This is a genomic window from Mumia spirodelae (assembly GCF_050632745.1).
GTDB lineage: Bacteria > Actinomycetota > Actinomycetes > Propionibacteriales > Nocardioidaceae > Mumia.
In genome coordinates this window covers 397263-422310 of the sequence record NZ_JBODSD010000005.1, presented here as the reverse complement: position 1 = coordinate 422310, position 25048 = coordinate 397263, and the positions used below count along the sequence as shown (strand labels likewise).

Annotated in this window: 32 protein-coding genes; 24 read left to right on the top strand and 8 right to left on the bottom strand. The window is 72.8% G+C overall.

Going from position 1 to position 25048, the window contains the following annotated elements; all coding sequences use genetic code 11:
• The first annotated feature begins 62 nt into the window (after nucleotides 1–62).
• From ACQSSQ_RS22240 to ACQSSQ_RS22215, 6 genes are all read left to right on the top strand, one after another.
• On the top strand, nucleotides 63–665 hold the full coding sequence (locus ACQSSQ_RS22240; RefSeq protein ID WP_431329332.1) for a YqgE/AlgH family protein: 603 nt from the start codon (nucleotides 63–65) through the stop codon (nucleotides 663–665).
• A gap of 40 nt (nucleotides 666–705) precedes the next feature.
• Nucleotides 706–969 (top strand): DUF3039 domain-containing protein, encoded by a 264-nt coding sequence (locus ACQSSQ_RS22235; RefSeq protein WP_431329331.1) that lies wholly within the window; start codon nucleotides 706–708, stop codon nucleotides 967–969.
• Nucleotides 962–1981, top strand: coding sequence for a zinc metalloprotease (locus ACQSSQ_RS22230; protein WP_431329330.1), 1020 nt, complete (start codon nucleotides 962–964; stop codon nucleotides 1979–1981). The genes ACQSSQ_RS22235 and ACQSSQ_RS22230 overlap by 8 nt, the downstream gene beginning before the upstream one ends.
• Nucleotides 1981–3798: a DEAD/DEAH box helicase gene (locus tag ACQSSQ_RS22225; protein ID WP_431329329.1), complete on the top strand. Its 1818-nt coding sequence runs from the start codon at nucleotides 1981–1983 to the stop codon at nucleotides 3796–3798. The genes ACQSSQ_RS22230 and ACQSSQ_RS22225 overlap by 1 nt, the downstream gene beginning before the upstream one ends.
• Nucleotides 3799–3815: 17 nt before the next feature.
• Nucleotides 3816–5231 (top strand): M1 family metallopeptidase, encoded by a 1416-nt coding sequence (locus ACQSSQ_RS22220; RefSeq protein WP_431329328.1) that lies wholly within the window; start codon nucleotides 3816–3818, stop codon nucleotides 5229–5231.
• 87 nt (nucleotides 5232–5318) lie between these two features.
• A complete protein-coding gene (locus ACQSSQ_RS22215) occupies nucleotides 5319–6266 on the top strand; it encodes an aldo/keto reductase (RefSeq protein ID WP_431329327.1) in 948 nt (315 codons plus the stop codon).
• Here ACQSSQ_RS22215 and ACQSSQ_RS22210 read toward each other — a convergent pair whose 3' ends face one another.
• The gene (locus ACQSSQ_RS22210) at nucleotides 6267–6740 is read right to left on the bottom strand and encodes an Lrp/AsnC family transcriptional regulator (protein ID WP_431329326.1); all 474 of its coding nucleotides are present in this window, start codon (nucleotides 6738–6740) and stop codon (nucleotides 6267–6269) included.
• A 23-nt stretch (nucleotides 6741–6763) separates the two neighbouring features.
• On the opposite strand from ACQSSQ_RS22210, the gene ACQSSQ_RS22205 reads away from it, so the two are divergent.
• The 3 genes from ACQSSQ_RS22205 (at nucleotide 6764) to ACQSSQ_RS22195 (ending at nucleotide 9729) form a co-directional block, all read left to right on the top strand.
• Nucleotides 6764–8140: an FAD-binding oxidoreductase gene (locus ACQSSQ_RS22205; protein WP_431329325.1), complete on the top strand. Its 1377-nt coding sequence runs from the start codon at nucleotides 6764–6766 to the stop codon at nucleotides 8138–8140.
• A gap of 10 nt (nucleotides 8141–8150) precedes the next feature.
• On the top strand, nucleotides 8151–9152 hold the full coding sequence (locus ACQSSQ_RS22200) for an alpha/beta hydrolase (protein WP_431329324.1): 1002 nt from the start codon (nucleotides 8151–8153) through the stop codon (nucleotides 9150–9152).
• 157 nt (nucleotides 9153–9309) lie between these two features.
• Nucleotides 9310–9729 (top strand): hypothetical protein, encoded by a 420-nt coding sequence (locus ACQSSQ_RS22195; RefSeq protein ID WP_431329323.1) that lies wholly within the window; start codon nucleotides 9310–9312, stop codon nucleotides 9727–9729.
• Here the strand turns inward: ACQSSQ_RS22195 and ACQSSQ_RS22190 are convergent.
• A complete protein-coding gene (locus ACQSSQ_RS22190; RefSeq protein WP_431329322.1) occupies nucleotides 9726–10610 on the bottom strand; it encodes a hypothetical protein in 885 nt (294 codons plus the stop codon). The two genes, ACQSSQ_RS22195 and ACQSSQ_RS22190, sit on opposite strands and share 4 nt — an antisense overlap.
• Nucleotides 10611–10662: 52 nt before the next feature.
• On the opposite strand from ACQSSQ_RS22190, the gene ACQSSQ_RS22185 reads away from it, so the two are divergent.
• Genes ACQSSQ_RS22185 through ACQSSQ_RS22175 form a run of 3 tightly spaced genes read left to right on the top strand, consistent with a single transcriptional unit; the run spans nucleotide 10663 to nucleotide 12714 of the window.
• A complete protein-coding gene (locus tag ACQSSQ_RS22185) occupies nucleotides 10663–11550 on the top strand; it encodes an oxygenase MpaB family protein (protein ID WP_431329321.1) in 888 nt (295 codons plus the stop codon).
• Entirely contained in the window at nucleotides 11543–12133 is a 591-nt protein-coding gene (locus ACQSSQ_RS22180) for an acyltransferase (protein WP_431329320.1), read from the top strand. The genes ACQSSQ_RS22185 and ACQSSQ_RS22180 overlap by 8 nt, the downstream gene beginning before the upstream one ends.
• Entirely contained in the window at nucleotides 12130–12714 is a 585-nt protein-coding gene (locus tag ACQSSQ_RS22175; protein WP_431329319.1) for a 2'-5' RNA ligase family protein, read from the top strand. Before ACQSSQ_RS22180 ends, ACQSSQ_RS22175 begins: the two co-directional genes overlap by 4 nt.
• 3 nt (nucleotides 12715–12717) lie before the next feature.
• Here the strand turns inward: ACQSSQ_RS22175 and ACQSSQ_RS22170 are convergent, their stop codons facing one another.
• Together ACQSSQ_RS22170 and ACQSSQ_RS22165 are read right to left on the bottom strand one after the other, a co-directional pair.
• The gene (locus ACQSSQ_RS22170) at nucleotides 12718–13269 is read right to left on the bottom strand and encodes an isochorismatase family protein (RefSeq protein ID WP_431329318.1); all 552 of its coding nucleotides are present in this window, start codon (nucleotides 13267–13269) and stop codon (nucleotides 12718–12720) included.
• On the bottom strand, nucleotides 13266–14606 hold the full coding sequence (locus ACQSSQ_RS22165; protein WP_431329317.1) for a nicotinate phosphoribosyltransferase: 1341 nt from the start codon (nucleotides 14604–14606) through the stop codon (nucleotides 13266–13268). Before ACQSSQ_RS22165 ends, ACQSSQ_RS22170 begins: the two co-directional genes overlap by 4 nt.
• Nucleotides 14607–14659: 53 nt before the next feature.
• Here ACQSSQ_RS22165 and clpS point away from each other — a divergent pair, with 53 nt between their 5' ends.
• From clpS to ACQSSQ_RS22135, 6 genes are all read left to right on the top strand, one after another.
• Nucleotides 14660–14965 (top strand): ATP-dependent Clp protease adapter ClpS, encoded by a 306-nt coding sequence (gene clpS, locus ACQSSQ_RS22160; protein ID WP_431329316.1) that lies wholly within the window; start codon nucleotides 14660–14662, stop codon nucleotides 14963–14965.
• Nucleotides 14966–14984: 19 nt separating this feature from the next.
• The gene (locus ACQSSQ_RS22155) at nucleotides 14985–15566 is read left to right on the top strand and encodes a DUF2017 domain-containing protein (RefSeq protein ID WP_431329315.1); all 582 of its coding nucleotides are present in this window, start codon (nucleotides 14985–14987) and stop codon (nucleotides 15564–15566) included.
• Between the two features lie 9 nt (nucleotides 15567–15575).
• Complete coding sequence (locus ACQSSQ_RS22150) at nucleotides 15576–16034, top strand: 2'-5' RNA ligase family protein (RefSeq protein WP_431329314.1); 459 nt, start codon at nucleotides 15576–15578, stop codon at nucleotides 16032–16034.
• Between the two features lie 96 nt (nucleotides 16035–16130).
• On the top strand, nucleotides 16131–16562 hold the full coding sequence (locus tag ACQSSQ_RS22145; protein ID WP_431329313.1) for a M67 family metallopeptidase: 432 nt from the start codon (nucleotides 16131–16133) through the stop codon (nucleotides 16560–16562).
• Between the two features lie 50 nt (nucleotides 16563–16612).
• Nucleotides 16613–16891: a MoaD family protein gene (locus tag ACQSSQ_RS22140; RefSeq protein ID WP_431329312.1), complete on the top strand. Its 279-nt coding sequence runs from the start codon at nucleotides 16613–16615 to the stop codon at nucleotides 16889–16891.
• Between the two features lie 28 nt (nucleotides 16892–16919).
• On the top strand, nucleotides 16920–17867 hold the full coding sequence (locus ACQSSQ_RS22135; RefSeq protein ID WP_431329311.1) for a PLP-dependent cysteine synthase family protein: 948 nt from the start codon (nucleotides 16920–16922) through the stop codon (nucleotides 17865–17867).
• 13 nt (nucleotides 17868–17880) lie between these two features.
• Here the strand turns inward: ACQSSQ_RS22135 and ACQSSQ_RS22130 are convergent, their stop codons facing one another.
• Genes ACQSSQ_RS22130 through ACQSSQ_RS22120 form a run of 3 tightly spaced genes read right to left on the bottom strand, consistent with a single transcriptional unit; the run spans nucleotide 17881 to nucleotide 20243 of the window.
• The gene (locus tag ACQSSQ_RS22130; protein ID WP_431329310.1) at nucleotides 17881–19119 is read right to left on the bottom strand and encodes a glycosyltransferase; all 1239 of its coding nucleotides are present in this window, start codon (nucleotides 19117–19119) and stop codon (nucleotides 17881–17883) included.
• Nucleotides 19119–19718 (bottom strand): TetR/AcrR family transcriptional regulator, encoded by a 600-nt coding sequence (locus tag ACQSSQ_RS22125; protein ID WP_431329309.1) that lies wholly within the window; start codon nucleotides 19716–19718, stop codon nucleotides 19119–19121. The genes ACQSSQ_RS22130 and ACQSSQ_RS22125 overlap by 1 nt, the downstream gene beginning before the upstream one ends.
• 21 nt (nucleotides 19719–19739) lie before the next feature.
• Nucleotides 19740–20243, bottom strand: a complete 504-nt coding sequence (locus ACQSSQ_RS22120) for a DinB family protein (RefSeq protein ID WP_431329308.1) — start codon at nucleotides 20241–20243, stop codon at nucleotides 19740–19742.
• 107 nt (nucleotides 20244–20350) lie between these two features.
• Between ACQSSQ_RS22120 and murI the strand changes: the two genes are divergently transcribed.
• From murI to ACQSSQ_RS22095, 5 genes are read left to right on the top strand one after another with little or no spacing between them, the layout of a single operon-like run.
• Nucleotides 20351–21154: a glutamate racemase gene (gene murI / locus ACQSSQ_RS22115; protein ID WP_431329307.1), complete on the top strand. Its 804-nt coding sequence runs from the start codon at nucleotides 20351–20353 to the stop codon at nucleotides 21152–21154.
• Nucleotides 21151–21912, top strand: a complete 762-nt coding sequence (locus ACQSSQ_RS22110; protein WP_431329306.1) for an MBL fold metallo-hydrolase — start codon at nucleotides 21151–21153, stop codon at nucleotides 21910–21912. Before murI ends, ACQSSQ_RS22110 begins: the two co-directional genes overlap by 4 nt.
• Nucleotides 21913–21931: 19 nt before the next feature.
• Nucleotides 21932–22669, top strand: coding sequence for a ribonuclease PH (rph, locus tag ACQSSQ_RS22105; RefSeq protein ID WP_431329305.1), 738 nt, complete (start codon nucleotides 21932–21934; stop codon nucleotides 22667–22669).
• Entirely contained in the window at nucleotides 22666–23274 is a 609-nt protein-coding gene (rdgB, locus tag ACQSSQ_RS22100) for an RdgB/HAM1 family non-canonical purine NTP pyrophosphatase (RefSeq protein ID WP_431329304.1), read from the top strand. Before rph ends, rdgB begins: the two co-directional genes overlap by 4 nt.
• Nucleotides 23275–23279: 5 nt before the next feature.
• Nucleotides 23280–23669, top strand: a complete 390-nt coding sequence (locus tag ACQSSQ_RS22095) for a hypothetical protein (protein WP_431329303.1) — start codon at nucleotides 23280–23282, stop codon at nucleotides 23667–23669.
• On the opposite strand, the gene ACQSSQ_RS22090 is transcribed toward ACQSSQ_RS22095, so the two are convergent.
• Nucleotides 23651–24115 (bottom strand): tRNA (cytidine(34)-2'-O)-methyltransferase, encoded by a 465-nt coding sequence (locus ACQSSQ_RS22090; RefSeq protein WP_431329302.1) that lies wholly within the window; start codon nucleotides 24113–24115, stop codon nucleotides 23651–23653. The genes ACQSSQ_RS22095 and ACQSSQ_RS22090 overlap by 19 nt on opposite strands.
• Before the next feature lie 53 nt (nucleotides 24116–24168).
• Between ACQSSQ_RS22090 and ACQSSQ_RS22085 the strand changes: the two genes are divergently transcribed.
• A complete protein-coding gene (locus ACQSSQ_RS22085; RefSeq protein ID WP_431329301.1) occupies nucleotides 24169–25044 on the top strand; it encodes a helix-turn-helix domain-containing protein in 876 nt (291 codons plus the stop codon).
• The last annotated feature ends 4 nt before the right edge of the window (nucleotides 25045–25048 follow it).

Here is a 25048-nt window from a genome sequence, read left to right as displayed (position 1 = left end):
CACGGATCCGGCTGCCACGGCGTACGCTGAGACGGGGGTCGGGCACGACGCGAGGAGGGGCGATGACCGAGCAAGAACCCGCCGAGTCGTCCGACGAGATCTCGCCGAGGCACAGGTCGTACCGGGGCCGCCTCCTGGTCGCCACACCGCTGCTCGGCGGCGGTCCGTTCTACCGCTCCGTCGTCGTCGTGCTGGACCACGACGCCGGGGGAGCGCTCGGGGTGATCCTCAACCAGCCGCTCGACGCGACGGTCGCCGAGGTGCTGCCGGAGTGGTCGACGCTGGTCTCGAGCCCGACGGCCGTCTTCTCCGGCGGACCCGTCTCGACCGACTCCGCGCTCGCGGTCGGCGTGCTCCGCGACGGCGACGACCCGCCGGCCGGCTGGCGCGAGATGTACGACCGGGTGGGCCTGGTCGATCTCGACCTGCCGTCGCGCGCCGTGGAGGCGGGGCTGCGCGGTGTGCGGGTGTTCGCCGGGTATGCCGGGTGGAGCCCGGGGCAGCTCGAGAGCGAGATCGCCGAGGGCTCGTGGGTGGTCGTCGACTCCTTCGACGAGGACCTCCTCTCCCCGAATCCAGAGGCCCTGTGGCGGCAGGTCCTTCGCCGTCAGGGCGGCGATCTGGCGATGCTGTCCACCTATCCCGACGATCCCCAGCTGAACTGACCGGCTGGGGGGACGAGCGCTTCTGGCATAGACTGCCGGGGTGTCGACCACCTTCAGTCCCGGAGCCCAGACGTCCTCGGACGTCCGTACGCAACCGCGCCTCGACGACGGCGACCACGAGCGCTTCTCGCACTACGTGCCGAAGGACAAGCTCACCGAGGCCATGATCGAGGGCACCCCTGTGGTCGCGCTCTGCGGGAAGGTGTGGGTGCCCAGCAGGGACCCGCAGCGGTTCCCGGTCTGCCCGGAGTGCAAGGAGATCTGGGAGTCCCTGAAGTCGGGCGACTCCGGTGACGATGACTGACCCGCAGCGACGTCTGCCGCGCGTGCGGGGCCGGGGGGCGGTGCTGGTCGGCGCCGCCCTCGTCGCGGGCCTGACCGCTGCGACGCAGACGCAGCCGGCGGTCGCCGACGTCTCGACCGCGCGGGTCGCGGCTGCTCCCGCGCTCGACTGCGCGCCGACCGAGACGCTGGCGGCCCGGACGCTCAAGGGGCTCGACGGCGTCGTCCGCGCGCCCGAGCCGTCCGAGGCGACGGTGGTGGCGTACGAGCGCGACCTCAAGACCCGCCTCGCGCGGCTCGACGCGGCTCGCGCCACGCCCGGTGCCCGCGGGGACGGCCCCCGGGTCATCACCGTCGGCGTCTACGCGCACGTCCTCAAGCCGTCGAGCGGCAGCAAGGCCGTCAGCCGTGCCAAGGTGCGCCGCCAGGTCAAGGTGATGAACCGCGCCTACGCCGGCAAGCAGTGGAGCCAGGCGCGGAGCACGCGCATCCGCTTCAAGCTCAAGGACATCGACTACACGGTCAACAAGGCGTGGTACTACGCGTCGCTCGGCTCGAGCGAGTCCCGCGCGATGCGCAAGGCGCTGCACCGCGGCAAGAAGCGCAGCCTCAACCTCTACATCGCGGCACCCACCGAGCGGGGCGACCTGCAGGTGCTCGGCTACGCGACGTTCCCGCAGCGGCCCAAGAGCAAGCTCAAGACCGACGGCGTCGTGATCCACAAGGACTCCATGCCGGGCGGCCGCTTCCGGGGCTACAACAAGGGCGACACCGCCGTGCACGAGACCGGCCACTGGCTCGGGCTCTACCACACGTTCCAGGGCGGCTGCAGCAAGAAGAACGACCGCGTGGCCGACACGCCGCGCGAGCGGATCCCGAGCTTCGAGTGCCCGCGCGGGCGCGACACCTGTCCTGCTCCGGGGGAGGACCCGATCCACAACTTCATGGACTACTCCTACGACCGGTGCATGCACCACTTCACGCCCGGTCAGATCGAACGCATGCGCAAGCTCTGGCGGGTGTACCGCCGCTGATGACCGGGGCCGCGCATCTCCCACCGGCCTATCCCGATCGCGCAGCATGGGGCACCGCCCCCAAGCTGCGTGCGTGGCAGGCCGACGCACTCTCCCTGTACGCCGAGCGCAACCCGCGTGACTTCCTCGCGGTCGCGACGCCCGGGGCCGGCAAGACGACGTTCGCGCTCACCGTCGCGGCGCAGCTGCTCGAGCGCCGCGTCGTCGAGCGGGTCGTGGTGGTGGCGCCGACCGACCACCTCAAGACCCAGTGGGCCGAGGCCGGCGCCCGTGCCGGCATCCCGCTCGACCCGTCGTTCAGCGGCCGCAGCGGCGCGATGGCGTCGGACTTCCGCGGCTTCGCGCTCACCTACGCCGGTGTCGCGACCAACCCCACCGCGTACCGTCTGCGCACCGAGCGCTTCCGCACGCTGGTGATCCTCGACGAGGTGCACCACGCCGGCGACGCGCTCTCGTGGGGCGACGCGGTCCGCGAGGCGTTCGAGCCGGCCACGCGGCGGCTCGCCCTCACCGGCACCCCGTTCCGGTCCGACACCAACCCCATCCCGTTCGTCACCTACGCGCCGGGCGACGACGGCATCGGGCGCAGCGTCGCGGACTACTCGTACGGCTACGCCGAGGCGCTCGCCGACAGCGTCGTCCGTCCTGTCCTCTTCATGGCCTACTCCGGCGACCTGCGCTGGCGCACCCGCGCCGGTGACGAGGTCGCGGCCCGGATGGGCGAGCCGATGACGAAGGACCTCACCGCGCAGGCGCTCCGTACGGCGCTGGACCCGTCGGGCTCCTGGATCCCGTCGGTCCTCGCCGCCGCCGACAAGCGCCTCTCCGAGGTGCGCCGCCACGTCCCCGACGCGGGCGGTCTCGTGATCGCGAGCGACCAGAACGCGGCGCGTGCGTACGCCAAGATCCTCCGCGAGGTCACCGGGACCGGGCCGACCGTCGTGCTGTCGGACGAGAAGGAGGCGAGCGCGCGGATCAGCGCGTTCGCCGAGTCGCACGACCGGTGGATGGTCGCCGTCCGCATGGTCAGCGAGGGCGTCGACGTGCCGCGGCTGGCGGTCGGCGTCTACGCGACGACGACGTCGACGCCGCTGTTCTTCGCCCAGGCCGTCGGCCGCTTCGTGCGGGCCCGCAAGCGCGGTGAGACCGCGACCGTCTTCGTCCCCAGCGTGCCGCGGGTGCTCGGGCTGGCCTCGGAGCTGGAGCTGGAGCGCGACCACGTGCTCGGCCGCAGCGGCGGCGACAGCGACGACCCGCTCGCGCTCGAGGACGAGCTGATCGCGGCGGCGCAGGCGACGGAGTCCACCGCCGACCTCGAGCCGTTCGAGTTCCAGGCGCTCGGGAGCGAGGCGTCCTTCGACCGCGTGCTGTACGACGGGGGCGAGTTCGGCCACGAGGGCGAGGTCGCCGTCGGGTCGGAGGAGGAGATGGACTTCCTCGGGATCCCCGGGCTGCTCGAGCCCGACCAGGTGCGCGAGCTGCTGCGCCACGCGCGCTCCCGGCGGGCCCAGCGCGGAGCGGGCGGGCCGGCCGCTGACGCGGGGGACGAGGATGCCGACGCGGCGGAGGTCGGCGCGGCGGCCGGTGCCGCCCAGCGTCCGGACGAGCCGAGCACCCACGAGATGCGTGCCCTGCTGCGGCGTGAGCTCAACGGGCTGGTCGGCGCGTGGCACCACCGGACGGGGCAGCCGCACGGGGTCGTGCACAACCGGCTGCGCGAGGAGTGCGGCGGACCGACCGCCGCGAGCGCCTCGGTCGAGGACCTGCGGGCCCGGATCGACAAGATCCGTGAGTGGGCCAGCCGGCCGAGCTCCTGACGTCGTAGGGTCTCGGCATGCGCGTCGCCGTCGCCGCTGCCTCGATCGCCCTGCTCGCCGGGCTGCTCCCGGGCGCCTCGGCGAGCGCGGCCACGAGCGCCGTCGCGCCGGGCGCCGGAGCGCCCGGAGCCGGCGACCCCTACTTCCCGCGCCACGGCAACGGCGGCTACGACGTGCGCCACTACCGGATCACGGCCTCGTACCAGCCGGCCACCGAGCGGCTGACCGGCCGCACCCGCCTGCGGGCCGTCGCGACGCAGCGTCTGCGGACCTTCGACCTCGACCTGCTGCTCGACGTGTCGTCGGTGCGGGTGGACGGCCGACCCGCCCGGTTCCGCCAGCACGGTCGCGAGCTCGTCGTCACCCCGCGGCACGCGATCGCGAGGGGCACCCGCTTCGTGGTGTCCGTCGCGTACGCCGGCCGGCCCGCGGAGGTGTCGACCCAGGGTCTGCGCCCGTTCGTCACGACGCGGTCCGGTGCACTCGTCGTGGGGCAGCCGGAGGCGGCTCCGTGGTGGTTCGCCAGCAACGACCACCCGAGCGACAAGGCGACGTACGACATCCGGCTGCGGGTGCCGCGCGGCCGTGAGGCGATCAGCGTCGGCCGGCTCGCCGGTCGGACGCGGGTCGGCGACCTCGTGCAGTGGCGATGGGTGATGCGACGCCCGATGGCGACCTATCTCGCGTTCGCCGCGTGGGGCGACTTCGCCGTGGTGCGCGGTCGGGCCGACGGTGTCCGCTACCTGTACGCGTACGACCGCGCGCTGAGCGCCGGGCTGCGCAAGCGGGCGGCACGGTCGCTGCGTCGTACGCCGCAGGTCACGCGCTTCCTCGCCCGGCACCTCGGCCCGTACCCGTACGCCGACCTCGGCGGCGTCGTGACGAGCGCAGACCTCGGGTTCGCCCTGGAGACGCAGGCGCGTCCGGTCTACGACGCCAACTTCTTCCGGCGCGGCGCCAGTCTGGAGCGCGACCGCAACACGTCGGTCGTGGCGCACGAGGTCGCGCACCAGTGGTTCGGCAACGCGGTGTCGCTGCGGAGGTGGCGCGACATCTGGCTCAACGAGGGTCTCGCCACCTACATGGAGTGGATGTGGGACGAGTCGCAAGGGCTCGGGTCGGTCCAGAGCGTCTTCGACGACTGGTACCGCTACGCCGGCGGGCGGTTCTGGCGGCTGCCGATCGACGACCCTGGACGTGACCGGATCTTCGCGCAGCAGGTCTACGTCCGCGGGGCGATGACGGCCCACGTGCTGCGGCGCGAGATCGGTGACGCGGCGTTCTTCACGCTGCTGAAGCGCTGGGTCCGTGAACGCCGTGACGGCAACGGCACCACCGCGCAGTTCGTCCGGCTGGCCGAGGACGTCAGCGGCCGGCAGCTGGACCGCCTGTTCGACGCCTGGCTCTCGCAGCGCTCGCGACCCTCGCTGTAGGAGGCGGGCCACGCCGCTCCGGACGCGCCCTGAACGACATTCCGGGCGCCGGGAATCAGCACCGGTCCGGTCGGGTTCGGGGTAGCCATGACCCTCGCACCCGTCGGAACCTCCGACCTCCTCGTCTCCCCCCTCAACCTCGGCGGCAACGTCTTCGGCTGGACCGCCGACGAAGCGACGTCGTTCGCGGTCCTCGACGCCTACGTCGCCGGCGGCGGCAACTTCGTCGACACCGCCGACGCGTACTCGGCATGGGCGCCCGGGCACTCCGGGGGCGAGTCCGAGGAGGTCATCGGACGGTGGCTGGCCGCGCGCGGCAACCGCGACGACGTCGTGGTGGCCACCAAGGTCGGCAGCCACCCCGCCTTCAAGGGCCTGAGCGCCGACACCATCAAGGCCGCGGCCGAGGCGTCGCTCACGCGCCTGGGCACCGACCGCATCGACCTCTACTACACGCACTTCGACGACGAGTCGGTCGAGGTCGAGGAGATCATCGGCGCGCTCGACGCCCTCGTGCGGGAGGGCAAGGTGCGCCAGATCGGCGTCTCCAACATCTCCGTCGAGCGGCTGCGCGCCTCCCTCGAGCTGTCCGACCGCGAGGGCCTCGCGAAGTACGTGGCGATCCAGCCGCACTACAACCTCGTCAGCCGTGACACCTACGAGGGCGAGCGCGCCGCGCTCGCCGCCGAGCACGGGCTGTCGGCCATGCCGTACTGGGGCCTCGCGGCCGGGTTCCTCACCGGCAAGTACCGCCCCGGCGGTCCCGCCGTCGCGAGCCAGCGCGCGGCGGGCGCCGCGAAGCTGCTCGAGGACCCGCGCGCCCTGCGCGTCCTGGCCGCGCTCGACACGATCGCCGCCGCGCACGGGACCGAGCAGGCCTCCGTCGCGCTCGCGTGGCTGGCCGCGCAGCCGACCGTGCTCGCGCCGATCGCCAGCGCCCGCACGGTCGACCAGCTGGCGCCGCTGCTGGCGTTCGAGCAGCTCGCGCTGACCGATGCCGAGCTGGCCATGCTCACCGAGGCGTCGGCCGGCTGATCACGCGTCGCGCGACGCCTCGACCAGCGGCGCGACCCGCGGTGCCAGCTCGGTCTGGAGCGCGATCACGGTGGCCACCCGGACGATCCCCGGTGCGGTGACGACCGCGTCCAGGACGCGCTGGAGGTCGGCGTTGGAGCGGGCCACGACGCGGCACCAGAGGTCACCGGCGCCGGTGATCGTGCAGGCCTCGAGGACCTCGGGGATGGACGCGAGGTGGTCGGCGACGGGGGTGCGGCCGTCACCCTGGACCACTTCGAGCGTCAGGAAGGCGGTGACCGGGTAGCCGAGCGCGGCGGGGGAGACCGTGGGCGACCACGAGGCGATCACCCCGCGCTCGGCGAGCCGGTCGAGCCTGGTCTGGACGGTGGCGCGGGCGACGCCGAGGCGACGCGACGCCTCCAGCACCCCGATCTTGGGCTCCGCGAGGAACAGCCGGACGATCTGGGAATCGAGGTCGTCGATCGCTGCCATCCGGTCAGCATAGGGTGAGGGACATGCGCAACGCCGCGTTCGTCACCGCCCTGCTCGACGCCCTCGGAGCCGACGTCGTCCTCACCGACCCTGACCGGCTGGCCTCCTACCGGACCGACCGGGCGATGTTCTGCGACGCCGGCACGCCGTGCGCGGTCGTCCTCGCCCGGGCGACCGCCGACGTCTCGACCGCGATGCGGCTGGCGTCCGAGCACGGCGTCCCCGTCGTCGCCCAGGGCGCCCGCAGCGGCCTGTCCGGAGCCGCGAACGCGATCGACGACGGCCTGGTGATCGCGCTCGAGCGGATGAACCAGGTGCTGGAGGTCGACGTCGACGAGCGCCTCGTCGTCACCCAGCCCGGGGTCTTCAACGCGGACCTGTCGCGCGCGGTCGCCGAGCACGGGCTGTTCTACCCGCCGGACCCGAGCTCGTGGGAGTTCTGCACGATCGGTGGCAACCTCGCGACGAACTCCGGCGGGCTCTGCTGCGTGAAGTACGGCGTGACGACGGACTACGTGCTCGCGCTCGAGGTCGTCCTCGCCGACGGCGAGGTCCTGCGGACGGGACGGCGTACGGTCAAGGGCGTCGCCGGCTACGACCTCGTGCGGCTGTTCGTCGGGTCGGAGGGGACGCTCGGCATCATCACCGAGGCGACGTTGCGGCTGCGGCCGGCGGCACACCGGCCCCGGACGCTGGCAGCGACGTTCGGCACCGTGCACGCGGCCGCGGAGGGGATCGCGGCGATCACCCGCTCGAGCGTCGTCCCCAACCTCCTCGAGCTGATGGACGGGACCAGCCTGCACGCGGTCAACGACGCGTACCGGCTCGGCTTCGACGACAACGTCGGTGCGCTCGTCCTCGCCCAGTCCGACGCGCCGGGCGTGGCGGGCGAGGAGGAGATCGCGGCGATCGCGCACCACCTGCGCGACGCGGGAGCGTACGACGTGGTGCTCGCCGCGGACGACGCGGAGGCTGCGCTGCTGCTGACCGCGCGACGCGAGGTCCTGACCGCGTTCGAGGCGATGGGCACCACGATGGTCGACGACGTCTGCGTGCCCCGCTCGCGGATCGCCGACCTGGTCGACGGGGTCGCCGCCATCGCCGAGAAGCGGGGGGTCGTGATCGGCGTCGTCGGTCACGCCGGTGACGGCAACTTCCATCCCTGCGTGATCTTCGACGGTGCGAACCCCGAGGAGGCCGAGCGGGCGCACGCGGCGTTCGACGACGTCATGCTGCTCGGGCTCGACCTGGGCGGGACCATCACCGGCGAGCACGGCATCGGGGTGCTCAAGAGGACGCTGCTCGAGCGCGAGCTCGGCCCGGCGGGCCTGCGGGTCCAGCGGGCGATCAAGGAGGCGTTGGACCCCGACGGCCTGCTCAACCCTGGGAAGGTCCTCTAGTCTGGCGGCCATGGCTGCCCCCTTGCCGATCCGCACCCGGCTCTTCGCCGTGGTCGAGCGTCTCCTCAGCACCCCCATCGACCAGGTCTCCCGCGAGGAGATCCCCGCACGCAGGACCCAGCGCGCCAAGCTGCTGGGCTCCCCGCTGGGCCAGAAGGTGTCCGGGAAGCCCCACCCCGACGTCCAGGTCGCCGACCGTCTGGTCGAGCTGGAGCCCGTCACGGTCCCCGGGGTCGAGCCGGAGACGGAGCCGGTCACGCTGCGGATGCGCGTCTACCAGCCGCCGAGCCCCGGCGCCGCGCCGCTCCCGGTCGTCGTGCTCTACCACGGCGGGGGCTGGGTCCTCGGCGATCCCGAGCAGGACGAGTGGTGGGCGAGCCACCTCGCCGTCGAGACGCCGTGCGTCGTGGTGTCCGTCGCGTACCGGCTCGCCCCCGAGCACCCGTATCCCGCGGCGGTCCTCGACACGTGGGCGGCGCTCGGCTGGGTCGTCGCGCACGCCGAGGAGCTCGGCGGCGACCCGACGCGCGTCGTCGTCGCGGGCGACAGCGCCGGCGGCAACCTCGCGGCCGTCGTCGCGGACCTGGCCGGACAGGCCGGTTCGCCCGCGCTCGCCGGGCAGGTGCTCGTCTACCCGGCGGCCGAGATGGAGGAGGTCTTCCCGTCCGAGCGCGAGCACGCGAACGCGCCGGTGCTGACCTCGCGCAACATGCGAGCGTTCTCCCGCCTGTACCTCGACGGCGCGGACCCGTACGCGCCGACCGCTGCACCCCTGCACGGCACGCTGTCCGGCGCCAAGGTGCCGGCCCTGATCCAGGTGGCGGGCCACGACCCGCTGCGCGACAACGGCGTCTACTACGCCGAGGCGCTGCGGGGCAACGGCGGCGACGTGGTGCTCACCGAGTACGCCGACGCGATCCACGGCTACATCAGCCTGCCGGGAGTGTCGCCGTCGGCGCCGCGCGCGCTGGCCGAGATCGTCGCGTTCGTGCGACGGGTCACGGCGCGGTAGTCCCGGCGCCGGTGAGCCGGATGAGGTGGTGTCGACGAGGCGCCGGTTTCGTACACCCGGCGCCGGGTATCGGCGTCGCTCGGTGCACACAACCGGTGCATCGTACGGCGCCTGCCGCGGACATCGCCGCGCGTACGCTGGTGCGGGGGTGATCGGCATGACCGACGACGGTGAGCCGCCGTACGTCGACGAGCACGCCCTCACGATCGCCGCGCCGCGAGCCGCGGTGTGGGCGACGCTCGCGCGGTACGTGGACACCGACCTCACCGCGGCTGCGGGCCCGGTCGTCTCGCGCCTCCTCGGGACCCGGCCGCCCGGCGGCTTCGCCGTCGCCCAGCGGGCCGCGGGGGAGCGGGTCGAGCTGGTCGGCCGGCACCACTTCTCGCGCTACCGCCTCGTCTTCGCGGTCGAGGACACCGACCGGGACGCGACGCGGCTGAGCGCACGGACGTACGCCGCCTTCCCCGGACCGCACGGTGCCGTCTACCGCCTGCTGGTCATCCGGAGCCGGTTCCACGTGCTCGCGACCCGCCGGATGCTCCGCCAGGTCCGGAGGCGGAGCCTCGGAGGTGGCTAGCCCGGCAGCAGGCCCAGGGCCCGCAGGTCGGCGAGCGACGCGTCGACGTCCTCGGACCCGATTCCGGTGAACCAGCGCCGTGCCGACGCCAGCGACGTCTCGCCGATCGTCTCCAGGTCGGCGACGACGCGGTCGGTGGCGGCGAGGTCGAGGCGCTCGGCCACGGTGCCGAGATCGTCGCCGTCGAGGCTGGCGCGGGTGGCGAGCAGGAGGTTGAGGAACCCGTGGCGGACGCGGTCCGTCCCGGGCTCGTGCCACGCGACCGCGTGGGCGAGGTCGCCGGCGCACGAGAACGCGACCTCGCGGTCGAGCGCGTCGCCGATCGCCCCGGCCAGCGTCTCCGACGACGGGACGTCGTCGAGGTCCGCGCCGCCGGTCCGCAGCACCAGGCGCAGGTCCTCGATCGCGAGGGTATCCAGCGCGTGCTGCCACCGCGACGATCCCTCCGTCCGCGCGTACAGGGGCAGCGCCACCTGCACGTCCACGTCGTCCAGCAGGCCCTCGGCCGCGAGCTGCGAGACCATCGCCGCGACGCGGTGCGCGCCGCGCGTGAGGTCGTCGAGGTCGCGCACGGTCGTCGTCAGCCCCACCAGGCGGATCCCGGACTGCCGGGTCGCCCAGCGGACAGCCGGCTCGATGGCCCCGGCGCCTCCGGTGACCGTCACGACGACGTCGAGCGTCGCGGCCCCCAGCAACTTCACCGTGCCCTGGACCTGCGGCAGCTCGGTGTCGGGGACGACGAGCGGGCCGAGCACGTCCGCTGCGTCACCGCTCGCGGCGGGTCGCGCGGCGTACGCCTCGACCCGCTCGCGCAGCCCCGGCGCGGTCGGAGCGTCGTACGTGGTGTCGGCGACGAGGTCACGCAGGAACGGGGCGGTCATCCTCATGAATGTAGTGCAGACGTCGGCCCCCGTAGCCGGTAGCGTCCCCTCCATGACCCGGAGCCTGCCCACGCCGCCCCGCGGCCGGGACCGCTGGCGTCGCGACGCCTGGCAGCGCGTGATCGCCCGGCTGGACCCCGAGACGGAGTACGAGACGATCTCGGCGGTCAACACCCGGTTCGAGTTCCCGTGGGACATCCAGCAGGCGCTCAGCTTCGCGCTGTTCCGGACGTTCGCGGTGCCGTCGATCGGTGTGCTGCTGCACGAGACGCACGAGTTCACCGAGCGCACCCAGAAGCGCCACGACGACACGGTCCTCGTCCTCGACGCGATCGTGGAGGACGGGCTCGAGTCGACGCAGGGGCGCGCGGCGGTGCGCCGGATGAACCGGATGCACGGCGCGTACCCGATCAGCAACGACGACATGCGCTACGTCCTCTCGACGTTCGTCGTGACCCCCGTGCGGTGGCTCGACGACTTCGGCTGGCGGGCGCTGAGCCGTCGCGAGATCGACGCGGCCACCCGGTCGTACCAGCGCATGGGCGAGCTCATGGGCATCAAGGACATCCCGGCGACGTACGAGGAGTTCGAGGAGCTCCTCGACACCTACGAGCGCAAGAACTTCGCGTACGATCCACGCTCGCGGGAGGTCGCCGACGCCACGCTCGAGCTGCTCTGCTCGTACTACCCGAAGGCGCTGCGCCCGGCGGTCGAGGTCTTCTCGCGGGCGATCATGGACCCGCACGTGCGCGACGCCTTCGCGTACGTGACGCCGCCGCGCGTCGTCGTGGCGCTGTCGCGCGGTCTGCTCAAGCTGCGGGCCAGGGCGCTGCGGTTCGCGCCGCCGCGGGTGAGGCCGTCGCGTCCGGAGGACCGCGGGACCATCCGGACCTACCTTCCCGGCGGGTACCGGATCGAGGACCTCGGCACGCATGTCTGACGGGAGCGTCGGCCCGGCGCTCGAGTGGTGGCGCAAGCACCGCTGGTACGGGCGCGCGTACCGTCCGCTGAACCGCGCGCGACTCACGGTCGAGCTCGCCCGGCGGCGCGCGTACGCCCGGGGTGCCGTCCACGGCGAGGTGCTGGAGATGCTGCGCGACGGGCGTCTCGAGATCGGTCCGCAGGTGTTCCTGGAGCCCGGAGTGTGGATCACCGGCGGCCCCGAGGCCCGGATCTCGATCGGGGAAGGGACCTTCCTCAACCTCGGCGTGATGGTGGCGGCGTCGCAGCGGGTCGAGATCGGCGCCCACTGCATGCTGGCCAACGGCTGCCTGGTGACGGACTCCGCCCATCGGTTCGACGACCCCGACGTCCCGGTCCCGTGGCAGGGCTTCAGGTCGAAGGGGCCGACCCGCATCGGCGACGACTGCTGGCTCGGCGCCAACGTCGTCGTCACCAGCGGCGTGACGATCGGGGAGCGGTGCGTGATCGGGGCGAACTCCGTCGTGACGCGGGACGTGCCGGCGTTCTCGGTCGCCGCGGGGGCTCCCGCGCGGGTCGTGCGGGAGGTGACGTACGGGTGAGCGTCCAGGGGTCCGTGACGTCCACGGCCACGGAGTCGGCGGTGATCGTCCCCGTCCCCCAGGCGGAGGCTGCGGTGTCCGACCATCGGCGACGACTCGACGTGGCCGCGTCCTGGGGCGTCCCCGCTCACGTCACGGTGGTGTACCCGTTCGTCCCGCCCGCGGACATCGACGCGCGTGTCGTCGCACGGCTGGCTGCTGTGCTCGCCGCCGCGTCACCGTTCGACTGCACGTTCGACCGGTGCCGCTGGTTCGGCGAGGACGTCCTGTGGCTGGCACCGCGGGTGGACCGGGAGTTCCGGGTCCTCACCGACGCGGTGGTCGCGGAGTTTCCCGACCACCCGCCGTACGGAGGTGTCCACGACGACGTCGTCCCTCACCTGACCGTCGGCGAGGCGTCGGGAGCGTCGCTCGACCAGCTCGAGGCGGCCGAGGTCGAGGTCGCTCGTGCGCTGCCGATCACGGCACACCTCGACCGCGCCCTGCTCATCGCCGGCACCGCTCGGCGGGACTCGTGGCGCACCCTCGTCCAGCTGCCGTTCGGCCGCCCCGCGGTCGCACCCGGCGAGCCGGGACCGTGAGCGTCAGGCCACGGTGACGCCGGCGGCGTCGAAGTCCGCGCGGGTCTTGTCGAGGTTCGCCTCGGAGACCGGCGCCGTGAGGTCCATGAGCACGCGCGTCGCGAAGCCGTTGGCGGCGGCGTCGAGCGCCGTCGCGCGGACGCAGTAGTCGGTCGCGATGCCCACCACGTCGACGGTGTCCACGCCCTGCTCGCGCAGCCACGCGTCGAGCGCGTCGCCGGAGGAGGCCTTGCCCTCGAAGCCGGAGTAGGCGGCGTCGAACTGGCCCTTCTCGAACACGGCCGCGAACATGTCCTCGGTCAGCGGCTCGTGGAGCTCGTTGCCCTCGGTGCCGACGACGCAGTGCGGCGGCCACGAGTCGACGAAGTCCGGCTGCTCGCTGAAGTGCGTGCCCGGGTCGATGTGGTGGTCCTTGGTCGCGACGACCACGTCGTAGTCGCCCTCGTCGACCAGGCGCGCCACCCGCTCGGCGACCGAGGCCCCTCCGGCCACGGCCAGGGAGCCGCCCTCGCAGAAGTCGTTCTGCACGTCCACCACGACCAGTGCCCTGCTCATCGTGCTCCTTCGCTCGCCTTGCCCTCGAAGACGGTCGGGATCGCGGGCTCGCCCCGCGACAGCTGCCGCGCCTGCAAGGGTAGCTCGGCGAGCGAGCTGCGGAGCCGGTCGCGCGCCACGTCGAGCGTCTCGTCGTAGACGCGCTCGCCGCCCTCGACCAGCGGGACCAGGAGCGGCCGGTCGTTGTCGTCGCCGCGGGGCGGCTCGCCGATGCCCAGGACCTCGGCGGTCGCGGTGCCCTGGGCGTCGAGACGACGCAGCGCGTACTTGCGGCCGCCGATCGAGATCTTGTCCTTGCTGGCCTTCGCGACGGAGATCATCGTCGCGTCGTCGTCGAGCCCGTCCGCGCGGGCGACGAGCTTGTAGACGAACCCGCAGGTCGGGTGGCCGGAGCCGGTCACGAGCGAGGTGCCGACGCCGTAGCCGTCGACGGGCGCCGCCGCGAGGCCCGCGATCGCGTACTCGTCGAGGTCGCTGGTGACGACGATCTTGGTCCCGGTCGCGCCGAGCTCGTCGAGCTGACGGCGCACCTGCTTGGCGAGCAGCGGCAGGTCGCCGGAGTCGAGACGGACCGCGCCGAGGCTGGTCCCGGCGACCTCGATGCCGACGCGGACCGCCTCGGCGACGTCGTAGGTGTCCACCAGCAGCGTGGTCCCGACGCCGAGCGACTCGACCTGCGCGGTGAAGGCGTCGCGCTCGGTGTCGTGCAGCAGCGTGAAGGAGTGTGCGGACGTGCCGGCGGTCGGGATGCCGTACCGGCGACCGGCCTCGAGGTTGGAGGTCGTGGCGAACCCCGCGACGTACGCCGCCCGGGCCGAGGCGACGGCGGCCATCTCGTGCGTGCGGCGCGACCCCATCTCGATGCACGGTCGCTCGCCCGCGGCGGCGGTCATGCGTGCCGCCGCCGAGGCGATCGCCGAGTCGTGGTTGAGGATCGACAGCAGCAGCGTCTCGAGCAGGACCGCCTCGCCGAAGGTGCCCTCGACGACGAGGATCGGCGACTGGGGGAAGTAGGCCTCGCCCTCCGGGTAGCCCCAGACGTTGCCGCGGAAGCGGTAGTCGGCGAGCCAGTCCAGGGTGGGCCCGTCGACGACCTTCCGCTCGCGGAGGAACGCGAGGTCCTCGTCGGTGAAGCGGAACTGCGCGATCGCGTCGAGGACGCGGCCGATCCCGGCGACCACGCCGAAGCGGCGTCCGTCGGGCAGGCGACGCGCGAACAGCTCGAACACCGAGCGCCGGTCGGCGGTGCCGTCCGGGAGCGACGCCTGCAGCATCGTGAGCTCGTAATGGTCTGTGAGCAGCGCGGTGTGGTCCGTGAGCAGCGCGGTGGAGGTCACGGCGTCAGCGTAGTGCGGTGCGCCCTCCGGGGCGGGTTTGCGCGTGCGCCACAATGGGCCGGGTGAGCACGCCAGCGCCGATCGAGGTCGACGAGCCGGAGACCGACGAGGTCACCGAGCTCGACCGACCCTGGGTGACCATCGTCTGGAACGACCCGGTCAACCTCATGTCGTACGTCGCGTACGTGTTCAAGGCCTACTTCGGCTACGGCGACGCCAAGGCGCACGAGCTGATGATGAAGGTGCACAACGACGGCAAGGCCGTGGTCTCGACCGGGCCCCGCGAGGAGATGGAGCGCCACGTGCAGGCGATGCACGAGTACGGGCTGTGGGCGACGCTGCAGCGGGCGGACGCGTGAGGCGCGAGGGAGGCACGGCGTGAAGGCGTTCGAGCGGCGCAAGCGGGACCGGGTCCGGGCCGAGTTCGAGCCGGCCGAGTGCGAGCTCCTGGTCAACCTGCTGAGTCAGGTCATCGAGCTGCTCCGGGACCGCAACGGGCCCGAGGAGTCCGCGCCGGACCCGTTGTTCGGCCAGCTCGGCACGACGGCGTCGGCGCTTCCGCCGGAGGATCCGGTCCTGCGTCGGCTGCTTCCCGACGCCTACCGCGACGACGACGAGTCGGCGGCCGACTTCCGCCGGTTCACCGAGCGCAGCCTGTCGACCGCGAAGGTCGAGAACGCACAGGCCGTGGTGGCGTCGCTGGCGGCCGGCGGGTTCGACCTTGACGACCCGGAGCAGTCGGAGAACCCGATCGAGGTCGAGCTCGGCGAGCGGGCGGTCCAGGCGTGGCTGCGCTCGCTCACCGACGTCCGGCTGGCGCTCGCGGTCCGGCTCGGGATCGAGTCCGAGGAGGACGCGGAGGCCGCCGCCGAGAGCGACGACGAGGCCGTGGCGGTGGTCGTCGACATCTACGACTGGCTCGGCTTCGTCCAGGAGTCCCTGGTCCAGGCGCTGGACTGAGGTGTCCCCATGCGCCTGAGGTGCTGTCTCGTCACCTTCGTCGAGCGGGCGCCTGAGGAGTTCGGCCGCGAGGCGTGGCCGCTGCACCTGACCTGGGTGCCGCCCTTCGACGTGGCCGTCGAGCCCGACCTCAGCCAGGTGCTCGCCCCGCACGCCCCCGTCGACACGGAGGTGGTCGGTGAGGCGTGGTTCGGCGCCCGGCACGACGTCCGGGTCGCCGAGCTCGCACGCACCGAGGCGATCGACACCCTGCACCGCGACCTCCTCGCCGCGCTCGCGGAGGACGGCGTCGACGTCGTCCGGATGCGCCACGTGCGGGACGAGTTCCGCCCGCACGTGTCCGTCCAGCGCGGGCGGAGCCTTGACGCAGGTGCGCCGCTCCACCTCGACGCCGTCGCGCTGGTGGACATGCGACCGGAGGGCGATCCGCGCCGCCGGAGAGTGGTGCGAACCTGGCCGCTGTCCTGACGGCGGGTGCCGCACCCTGTGGCCTGGGGCACAGCGGGCGGTCCCGGATGACGGACGACGGCTGTCCGCCATGCGGGACCGCGTACCCTGTGAGCCGTGCTGACCATCGACCAGGCGACGTACGACGCGATCATCGCCCACGCCCGACGGGACCACCCCGACGAGGCCTGCGGGATCGTCGCGGGACCCGTGGGCTCCGACCTGCCGGCGCGCTTCGTCCCGATGGTCAACGCCGCTATGTCGCCGACGTTCTACGAGTTCGACTCGACCGACCTGCTGCGGCTCTACCAGGAGATGGACGCTCAGGACGAGGAGCCGGTCGTCGTCTACCACTCGCACACCGCGACCGAGGCGTACCCGTCGCGCACCGACGTGAACCTCGCCAGCGAGCCCAACGCCCACTACGTCCTCGTCTCGACCCGCGACGGCGCCCACGAGTCCGGCCCGGTGGACTTCCGGTCGTTCCGGATCGTCGACGGCGAGGTCACCGAGGAAGAAGTCACGGTCGTCGAGAGTTACGACCAGTAGAGCGCTCGCGCTCTCCAGCCCTACCGACACACTGACGAGGAAGCATCGCCATGGCCATCGAGGTCCGAGTCCCCACCATCCTCCGCACGTACACCGACGGCGAGAAGAACGTCTCCGCCGCCGGTGACTCGGTCAACGCCCTGATCGAGGACCTGGAGACGAACCACTCCGGCATCAAGGACCGGCTGGTCGAGGACGGGCAGCCGCGCCGCTTCGTCAACATCTACGTCAACGACGAGGACATCCGCTTCTCCGGCGGGCTCGAGACGCCGCTGTCCGACGGCGACGTCGTCGTGATCCTGCCCGCGGTCGCGGGCGGGGCGCGCTGACGCCTCGTCGGAGGCAGCCGGTTCGCGCATGCGCTACGACAACCTGATCGACTCCGTCGGCAGCACCCCTCTCGTGGGGCTGCCGCGCCTGTCCCCGAGCCCGGACGTCCGGCTGTGGGCCAAGCTCGAGGACCGCAACCCGACGGGGTCGATCAAGGACCGCGCCGCGCTCGCCATGATCGAGCGGGCCGAGGCCGAGGGCGTGCTGCGGCCGGGCTGCACCATCCTCGAGCCGACGTCGGGCAACACCGGGATCTCGCTGGCGATGGTCGCCAAGCTGCGGGGTTACCGGATGGTCTGCGTGATGCCGGAGAACACCTCGGAGGAGCGGCGCCAGCTGCTGCGGATGTGGGGCGCGGAGATCGTGTCCTCGCCTGCCGCGGGTGGCTCCAACGAGGCCGTGCGGGTCGCGAAGCGGGTCGCGGAGGAGCACCCCGACTGGGTGATGCTCTACCAGTACGGCAACGCCGCCAACGCCGACGCGCACTACCGGGGGACCGGCCCCGAGATCCTGGCAGACTTGCCCGAGGTGACGCACTTCGTCGGCGGGCTCGGCACGACGGGCACCCTGATGGGCGTCGGGCGGTTCTTCCGCGAGGCGAGGCCCGAGGTGCGCATCGTCGCCGCCGAGCCGCGCTACGGCGAGCTCGTGTACGGGTTGCGCAACCTCGACGAGGGGTTCGTCCCCGAGCTGTACGACCCGCAGTACATCGACGCCCGCTTCTCCGTGGGGCCGCGCGACGCGGTGCGACGGGTGCGCGAGCTGCTCGAGGCCGAGGGCATCTTCGCCGGCATCTCGACCGGCGCGATCCTGCATGCGGCGCTCGCCCAGGCGGCGAAGGCGGTGAAGGCGGGGGAGTCGGCCGACATCGCGTTCGTCGTCGCCGACGGCGGCTGGAAGTACCTCTCGACCGGCGCGTACGAGGGCACGATCGACGAGGCCGAGGAGCGCCTCGAGGGCCAGCTCTGGGCCTGAGGCCGCGGCGACGCTAGTCGCGTGACCGGTCTGCGACGACGAGCCGCTCGACCGCGTCGGCCGCACGCTCCGCGCCGCCGGCGGCCGCGAACCCGTCGCGGACCCCCGCCGCGCCCGCGGTCATCGTCCGCGCCGCGCGCACCGCGTCGCGGAGCCGCTGGGCGTCCAGCCGCTTCGCTGGGAGCCGCACGCCCGATCCGGACAGCACGACCCGCTGGGCCACCTCGAACTGGTCGCGCCCCCACGGCACGGCGACCACCGGCACCCCGCAGGACAGGGCCTTCTGGGTAGCCCCCATCCCGCCGTGCGTGACGGCGCAGACCGCCCGGTCGAGGACGGCGCCGTGCGGCACGAACTCGACGACGTGGGCGTTGGGCGGGACGTCGTACCGGCGACGCACGCCCGCGGGGCAGGTGGCGACCACGTGCACCTGCTCGTCGGCCAGGGCCTCGAGCGCGACCTGGACGAGGTCCTCGTCGCCCTGGTACTCCGACGACGTCGTCACGAGCACCATCGGGTCATGGACGTCGTCGAGCCACGCGGGCGGCTCTGCGGTCGGCTCCCAGTCGAGCGGGCCGACCAGCGAGACCTGCTCCGGCCAGTCGCTCCGTGGGTACTCGAACGGCTCCGCCGTCGTCACGAGGACCAGTGGCGCCCGGGTGTACAGGTCGTCGGCGTCGTGGACCGGGGCGAGGCCGGCGCTCGCGCGGAGCTCGTTGAGCGGGGGGAGCGCCACCCGCTCGGCGGTCCCGATCACGAGGGGACGCAGTGCCCGGTCGCGCAGCCGGCCGAGCGGCCCGCGCGCGGGGGCGAGGCCGAGCCCGAACGGGGGGACGTCCTTCGAGCCGATCGCAGGGGTGTACGGGCTGAACGTCGCCCACGGCAGCCCGCTCGCCTCCGCGGCGACCATGGCGCCCCACGCGTTGATGTCGGCGATCACGACGTCGGGCGCCAGCTCGTCGACCAGCGCGGTGACGTGCGGTGCCTCGTACCGGGCGCGGGTGGCGAAGGTCCGCACCGAGCTGCGCAACGCCGCACGTTGGTTCGGCGCGAGGTAGTCGTCGGCCTCGACGGTGCTGGTCGCGGGGTGGAGCCCGTCGGCGTGCAGGCCGAGGGCGCAAAGCTCCGGGACGAGCGCGTCGAGGGTCCGGACGTGCACGTCGTGCCCGCGGTCGCGCAGCGTGAGCAGGACGGGAACGAGCGGGAAGAGGTGGCCCTTCGCGGGCGAGGTGTAGGCGAGGACGGTCGACATCAGGACTCCTGCAGCAGCGGTCGGAGCAGCTCGACGAGAGCCCGGGTCGTCTCGTCGCGGGAGAGCCCCTGGTCACGGCGCAGGAGCTTCCATGTGAAGACGTCGCAGACGGCGACGACCTGGGCGAGCCGGCGGGGGCGGTCCGCCTCCGGGGTGTGCGCGAGACCACCGGCGAAGACCCGTGCGCACCACTCCCGGTGGTATGCGCGCCCCTGGTCGGCGACCACCGACAGGGCCGGGTTGCGGGTCTCCTCGGCGAGCATGCGGACGACGCCGTCGCCGAGCTCCTCGTAGTGGGCCACGAGGTTCTCGACGGCGCCGGTGAGGTCGCCGACGGGCGCGCGGTCGCGCTGGTCGCCGATGCGTCCGGCGGTGTACGCGGCGGCGGCCGCGACGAGTCCGTCCTTGCTCTCGAAGTGCCGGAGCACGGTCTGGACGCTCACGCCCGCCCGCTCGGCGACGGTCCGCAGCGGGACGTCGAGCGTCGGCGCGTCGAAGAACGTCGCGAGCGTGGCGGCCAGGATGCGCTCCCGGGTCGCGGCCGTGGACCGCGCGCGGACGTCCATGCGGTACGCCCTGGTGCCCCCGTCCGAATTCATGTGAACGAGGTTAACACCAAATCAGGTCGGATAACCCTCGAACGGACCGGTCGCCCCGTCGATCAGCTCACGGAGGATGTCCGCATGGCCGGCATGACGGGCGTACTCCTCGACCATGTGGATGAGCACCCACCGGAGCGTCACCGTGGGGCCGTACCAGGCGGTGCCCGTGTCGGTGACGTCGAGCTCGTCGATCACCGCGTCGGAGGCCGCCCGCGCCATGGCGAAGTAGTCGAGGACGCCTTGAGTCGTCTCCCACGGCTCGATCCGCCAGTCGGAGTCCCAGTCGTCCTCGGAGTACGGCACCTCCAGCGACTCGCGCCCGAAGGTGGCGCAGAACCAGCTGTACTCGACGGAGGCCAGGTGCTTGACCATGCCGAGCAGCGTCGTGCCCGAGGGGACCATGGGCCGCCGCAGGTCCTCGTCGGAGAGCCCGCCGATCTTCCAGAGGATCGCATCGCGGTGCCGGTCGAGCGCGACGTACAGGCATTCTTTCTCGTCACCGGTGAACGGAACGCGTCTCATGGAGCGAATCTAGGTGACGCCGGGGCCACCGCTCCGTGACGCGACGCACCTGTGGCCTCGACCGCATTGTGTTTCGTGCGTGTGAATCGCCCACTAGGCTCGCTCGGGTGAACGACGCGCCCATCGGCATCTTCGACTCCGGCTTCGGCGGTCTCACCGTCGCCCGTGCCGTCATCGACCAGCTGCCGAACGAGGCCGTCCTCTACCTCGGGGACACCGCCCGTCAGCCGTACGGCCCGCAGCCGATCGGTGACGTCCGCGAGTACGCGCTGGAGTGCCTCGACCACCTCGTCGCCCGCGGGGTGAAGGCCCTCGTCATCGCCTGCAACTCCGCCAGCGCCGCGGTGCTGCGCGACGCCCGTGAGCGCTACGACGTCCCGGTGGTCGAGGTGATCGTCCCGGCGACCCGACGTGCGGTCGCGGCCACCCGCAACCACCATGTGGGCGTGATCTGCACGCGCGCGACCAAGGCGTCGATGGCGTACGAGGACGCGTTCGCCGCGAACCCCTCGGTCGCCCTCACCGTCGCGGCGTGCCCGCGCTTCGTCGAGTTCGTCGAGGCCGGGGTCACCGCCGGCCCGGAGCTCCTGGAGGTCGCGCGCGACTATCTCGCGCCCCTGCAGGCGAGCGGCATCGACACCCTGGTGCTCGGCTGCACGCACTACCCCCTGCTCACCGGCGTCATCTCCTACGTCATGGGCGACGAGGTGACCCTGGTCTCCAGCGCCGACGAGACCGCCAAGGACGTCTACGCGCTGCTCGTGCGCCACGGCCTCGAGCGCACGGCCGCCACCGCGCCGGAGCACCACTTCCTGACGACGGGCCAGCCCGAGGAGTTCCGGACGCTCGGCCGTCGCTTCCTCGGCCCGGAGATCGACAAGGTCGACCAGTTCGCGTGGGTGGGTGTATGAGGCTCACCGTCGTCGGCTGCGCCGGCTCCTACCCCGGCCCGGACTCCGCCGCCAGCTGCTACCTCGTGGAGGCGCCGTACGAGAGCCGCACCTACCGGCTCGTCGTCGACCTCGGCAACGGCGCGCTCGGCGAGCTCCAGAAGTACGTCGACCTGGCCGACGTCGACGCGATCGCCGTCTCCCACCTGCACCCGGACCACTACATGGACATCTGCGGGATGTACGTCTACCGCAAGTACGTCCCCGGCGGGCCCCTGCCCCGAATCCCGCTGTGGGGCCCGACCGGGAGCGCCGACCGGTTCGCGGAGGCGTACGGGCTCCCGATCGAGCCCGGGATGACCGAGGAGCTCGCGGTGGAGACGTGGGTCGACCGGGCGCCCGTGACGCTCGGCCCGTTCACTGTCACGCCCCGGCTCGTCGACCACCCCGTGCAGGCGTACGCGCTGCGGATCGAGGCCGAGGGCAAGGTCCTCACCTACTCGGGCGACACCGGACCGACGGCGGCGCTCGTCGAGGTCGCCGAGGGGGCCGACCTGTTCCTGTGCGAGGCGTCATTCACCGACGCCCCCGACAACCCGCCCAACCTCCACCTCACGGGCACCGACGCGGGCGAGGCCGCGACGGCGGCGGGTGTGGGGCGGCTGCTCCTGACCCACGTCCCGACCTGGACCGACCACGACGTCGTCGCGTCCGAGGCCAAGGCCGCGTTCGCCGGTCCGAGCGAGCTGGTCGAGGCGGGCGGCGTCTACGAGGTCTGAGGCCGTTAGGCTCGTCGGCATGTCCACCACCCGAGCCGACGGCCGTGCGCCCGACGCGCTGCGCCCCGTCACGATCACCCGCCGATGGCTCGACCACGCCGAGGGATCGGTCCTGGTCGAGTTCGGCCGTACCCGCGTCCTCTGCGCGGCGAGCGTCACCGAGGGCGTCCCGCGCTGGCGCCGCGACTCCGGCCTGGGGTGGGTGACGGCTGAGTACGCGATGCTGCCGCGCGCGACCCACACCCGCTCCGACCGCGAGTCGGTCAAGGGCCGCATCGGCGGCCGTACGCACGAGATCTCGCGCCTGATCGGCCGCTCGCTGCGCGCGATCATCGACTACAAGGCGCTCGGCGAGAACACGATCGTCATCGACTGCGACGTGCTGCAGGCCGACGGCGGGACACGGACCGCGGCGATCACCGGGGCGTACGTGGCCCTGGCTGACGCCGTCTCCTACCTGCGCGACCGCGGGTCGCTGGTCTCCGAGCCGCTGACCGGCTCCGTCGCCGCCGTCTCCGTCGGCATCATCGACGGCACGCCGATGCTCGACCTCCCGTACGACGAGGACGTCCGAGCCGAGACCGACATGAACGTCGTGATGACCGGCAGCGGGTCCTTCGTCGAGGTGCAGGGCACCGCGGAGGGGGCGCCGTTCGACCGTTCCGAGCTCGACGCCCTCCTCGCGCTCGCCGAGAAGGGCTGTGCCGACCTGACGGCGATCCAGGCCGCCGCGCTCGGCGAGGGGACCCCCGCATGAGCGGACGCACGGTCGTCCTCGCCAGCCACAACAAGGGCAAGCTGGCCGAGCTGCGGCGCATCCTCGAGCCTGACCTGCCCGGCATCGAAGTGCTGGGTCTCGACGACATCGGCGACTTCGAGGAGCCGGTCGAGGACCAGCCGACGTTCGAGGGCAACGCGCTGCTCAAGGCCCGCGCCGCCGCCAAGGCCACCGACCTGCCGTCGCTGGCCGACGACTCCGGCATCTGCGTCGACGCGCTCAACGGGATGCCCGGCGTGCTGTCGGCGCGGTGGGGCGGCCGCCCCAAGTCGGACGCCCGCAACAACACGCTGCTGCTCGACCAGCTCGCCGACGTGCCCGACGAGCGCCGCGGGGCGGAGTTCCGCTGCGCGATGGCGCTGGTGCTGCCGAGCGGCACCGAGGTCGTCGAGCACGGCATCATGCGCGGGCGGATCCAGTGGGAACCCACCGGCGACGGCGGGTTCGGCTACGACCCGTTGTTCGCCGCGGACGGCTACGACGTCTCGACCGCCGAGCTGACGCCGGCGGACAAGGACGCGATCAGCCACCGGGGGAAGGCGCTGCGGGCGATGGTCCCGCACCTCGTCGCGCTGCTGGCCTGACGACCATGCGTACGCTGCTGCCGCTGCTGCGGATCGTGGCGCTGGTGGCCTTCGGCGTCGCCTTCGTCGCGACCTGGCGAGGGATGAGCTCCACCGGCATGCCGAACCCGGAGGGGATGAGCGCGGACGTCCTCTGGTGGTACACGCACCAGGACGACATCCGTCAGGTCGGCCTCGTCGTCCTCCTGGTCGGGCTGGTGACGATGTTCGTGCCGGCGATGCTGGTCACGCTCGGCGGGGCGTTCATGGTGGCGGCGTACGCGTACGTCGTGGACGCGTCGTCACGGCTCGGGATCGACCAGCCCGGCGCGTGGTGGATCTTCGCGGCGGCGCTGGTCGCGATCGCGGTGGCGCGGCGGGTGCTGCGGCCACGCGTTCAGGTGCCGCCGGCGTAGCCCTGCTGGCGCCACGCCTCGTACACGACGATCGCGGTCGAGTTCGCGAGGTTCAGGGAGCGGCGTGCGGGCAGCATGGGGATGCGCAGCCGCTCGGTGATGCGGCGGTCGGCGAGCACGTGCTCGGGAAGCCCCGTCGGCTCCGGCCCGAACAGGAAGACGTCGCCCGGCTCGTAGGCGATGTCGGCGTACGACGTGGTCGCGCGCGTGGTGAACGCGAACACCCGCACCGGGTCGAGGGCCTTGAACGCGGCCTCGAGATCGGTGTGGACCGAGACGTCCGCGAGGTCGTGGTAGTCGAGCCCGGCCCGGCGGAGCTGGGCGTCGGAGAGGTCGAATCCCAGCGGCTCCACCAGGTGGAGCTGGGCCCCCGTCGCGGCGGACAGCCTGATCGCGTTGCCCGTGTTGGGCGGGATGCGCGGCTCGTAGTACAGGATCCGGAACATCGTCCGAGGTTATCGCTGATGCCGACCGGCCTCGATCGGCGGATACTCGGGACGTGACGTCGACGACCGAGACGACGATGGACTTCGTGCGGGCGGATCCGCGCGGGCCGTACGCCGGAGCCGTGGCGTCGATGGTCGGCTACCGCCAGCGCCACGTCCGTCAGCGCCTGCACCGCGGGCTCCCCTCGCCGTACCTCACGTTCGTGGTCGCGCTCGACACCCCGGTGGTCGTGGGGGAGCGGGAGGACGATCCGGACCCGGTGTCGGCCTACGGGATGCTGGGGCCGCTGGCGACGCGCCCGGCGTACATCGACCAGCCGCCCGCCCAGGAGGGCGTCCAGCTCGCGGTCCACCCGTTCGCGGCGCGCTGGCTCTTCGGTGCACCGGCGAGCCGCCTGCCAGGGCTCGCGCTCGACGTGCGGGACGTGCTCGGCGCACCCGCGGACGCGTTGCGGGCCCGGATCGGGGACAGCGACGACTGGGCGTCGCGGTTCGACGCGGTGCGGGCGCTGCTCGCCGAGCGGGCGCGGACGGCCTCGGGCGCTGCGGCGACGCGGCCACGGCGCGAGGTGGTCGAGGGGTGGCGGTGGATCGTGGCCCGGGGCGGCAACGGAAGGATCGACGACCTCGCGGCGCACGTCGCGCTCAGCCCGCGGCGCCTCCGTACGGTGTTCGTGGACGAGATCGGGTTCGGGCCCAAGGCGCTGAGCCGGCTCGTGCGCTTCGAGCGAGCGGTCGCGATGGTGCGCGACCAGGCGCTGGAGCCGGAGAGCGGGTCGCTGAGCGACGTCGCGGCACGGGCGGGGTACGCCGACCACGCGCACCTCGTGCACGACTTCCGGGCGCTGTCCGGGACGACGCCCACGGGCTGGGTCGACGAGGAGCGCCGAAACCTCCAAGCCGGCGGGCACCGCAACGGGGCAGCGTGAACCC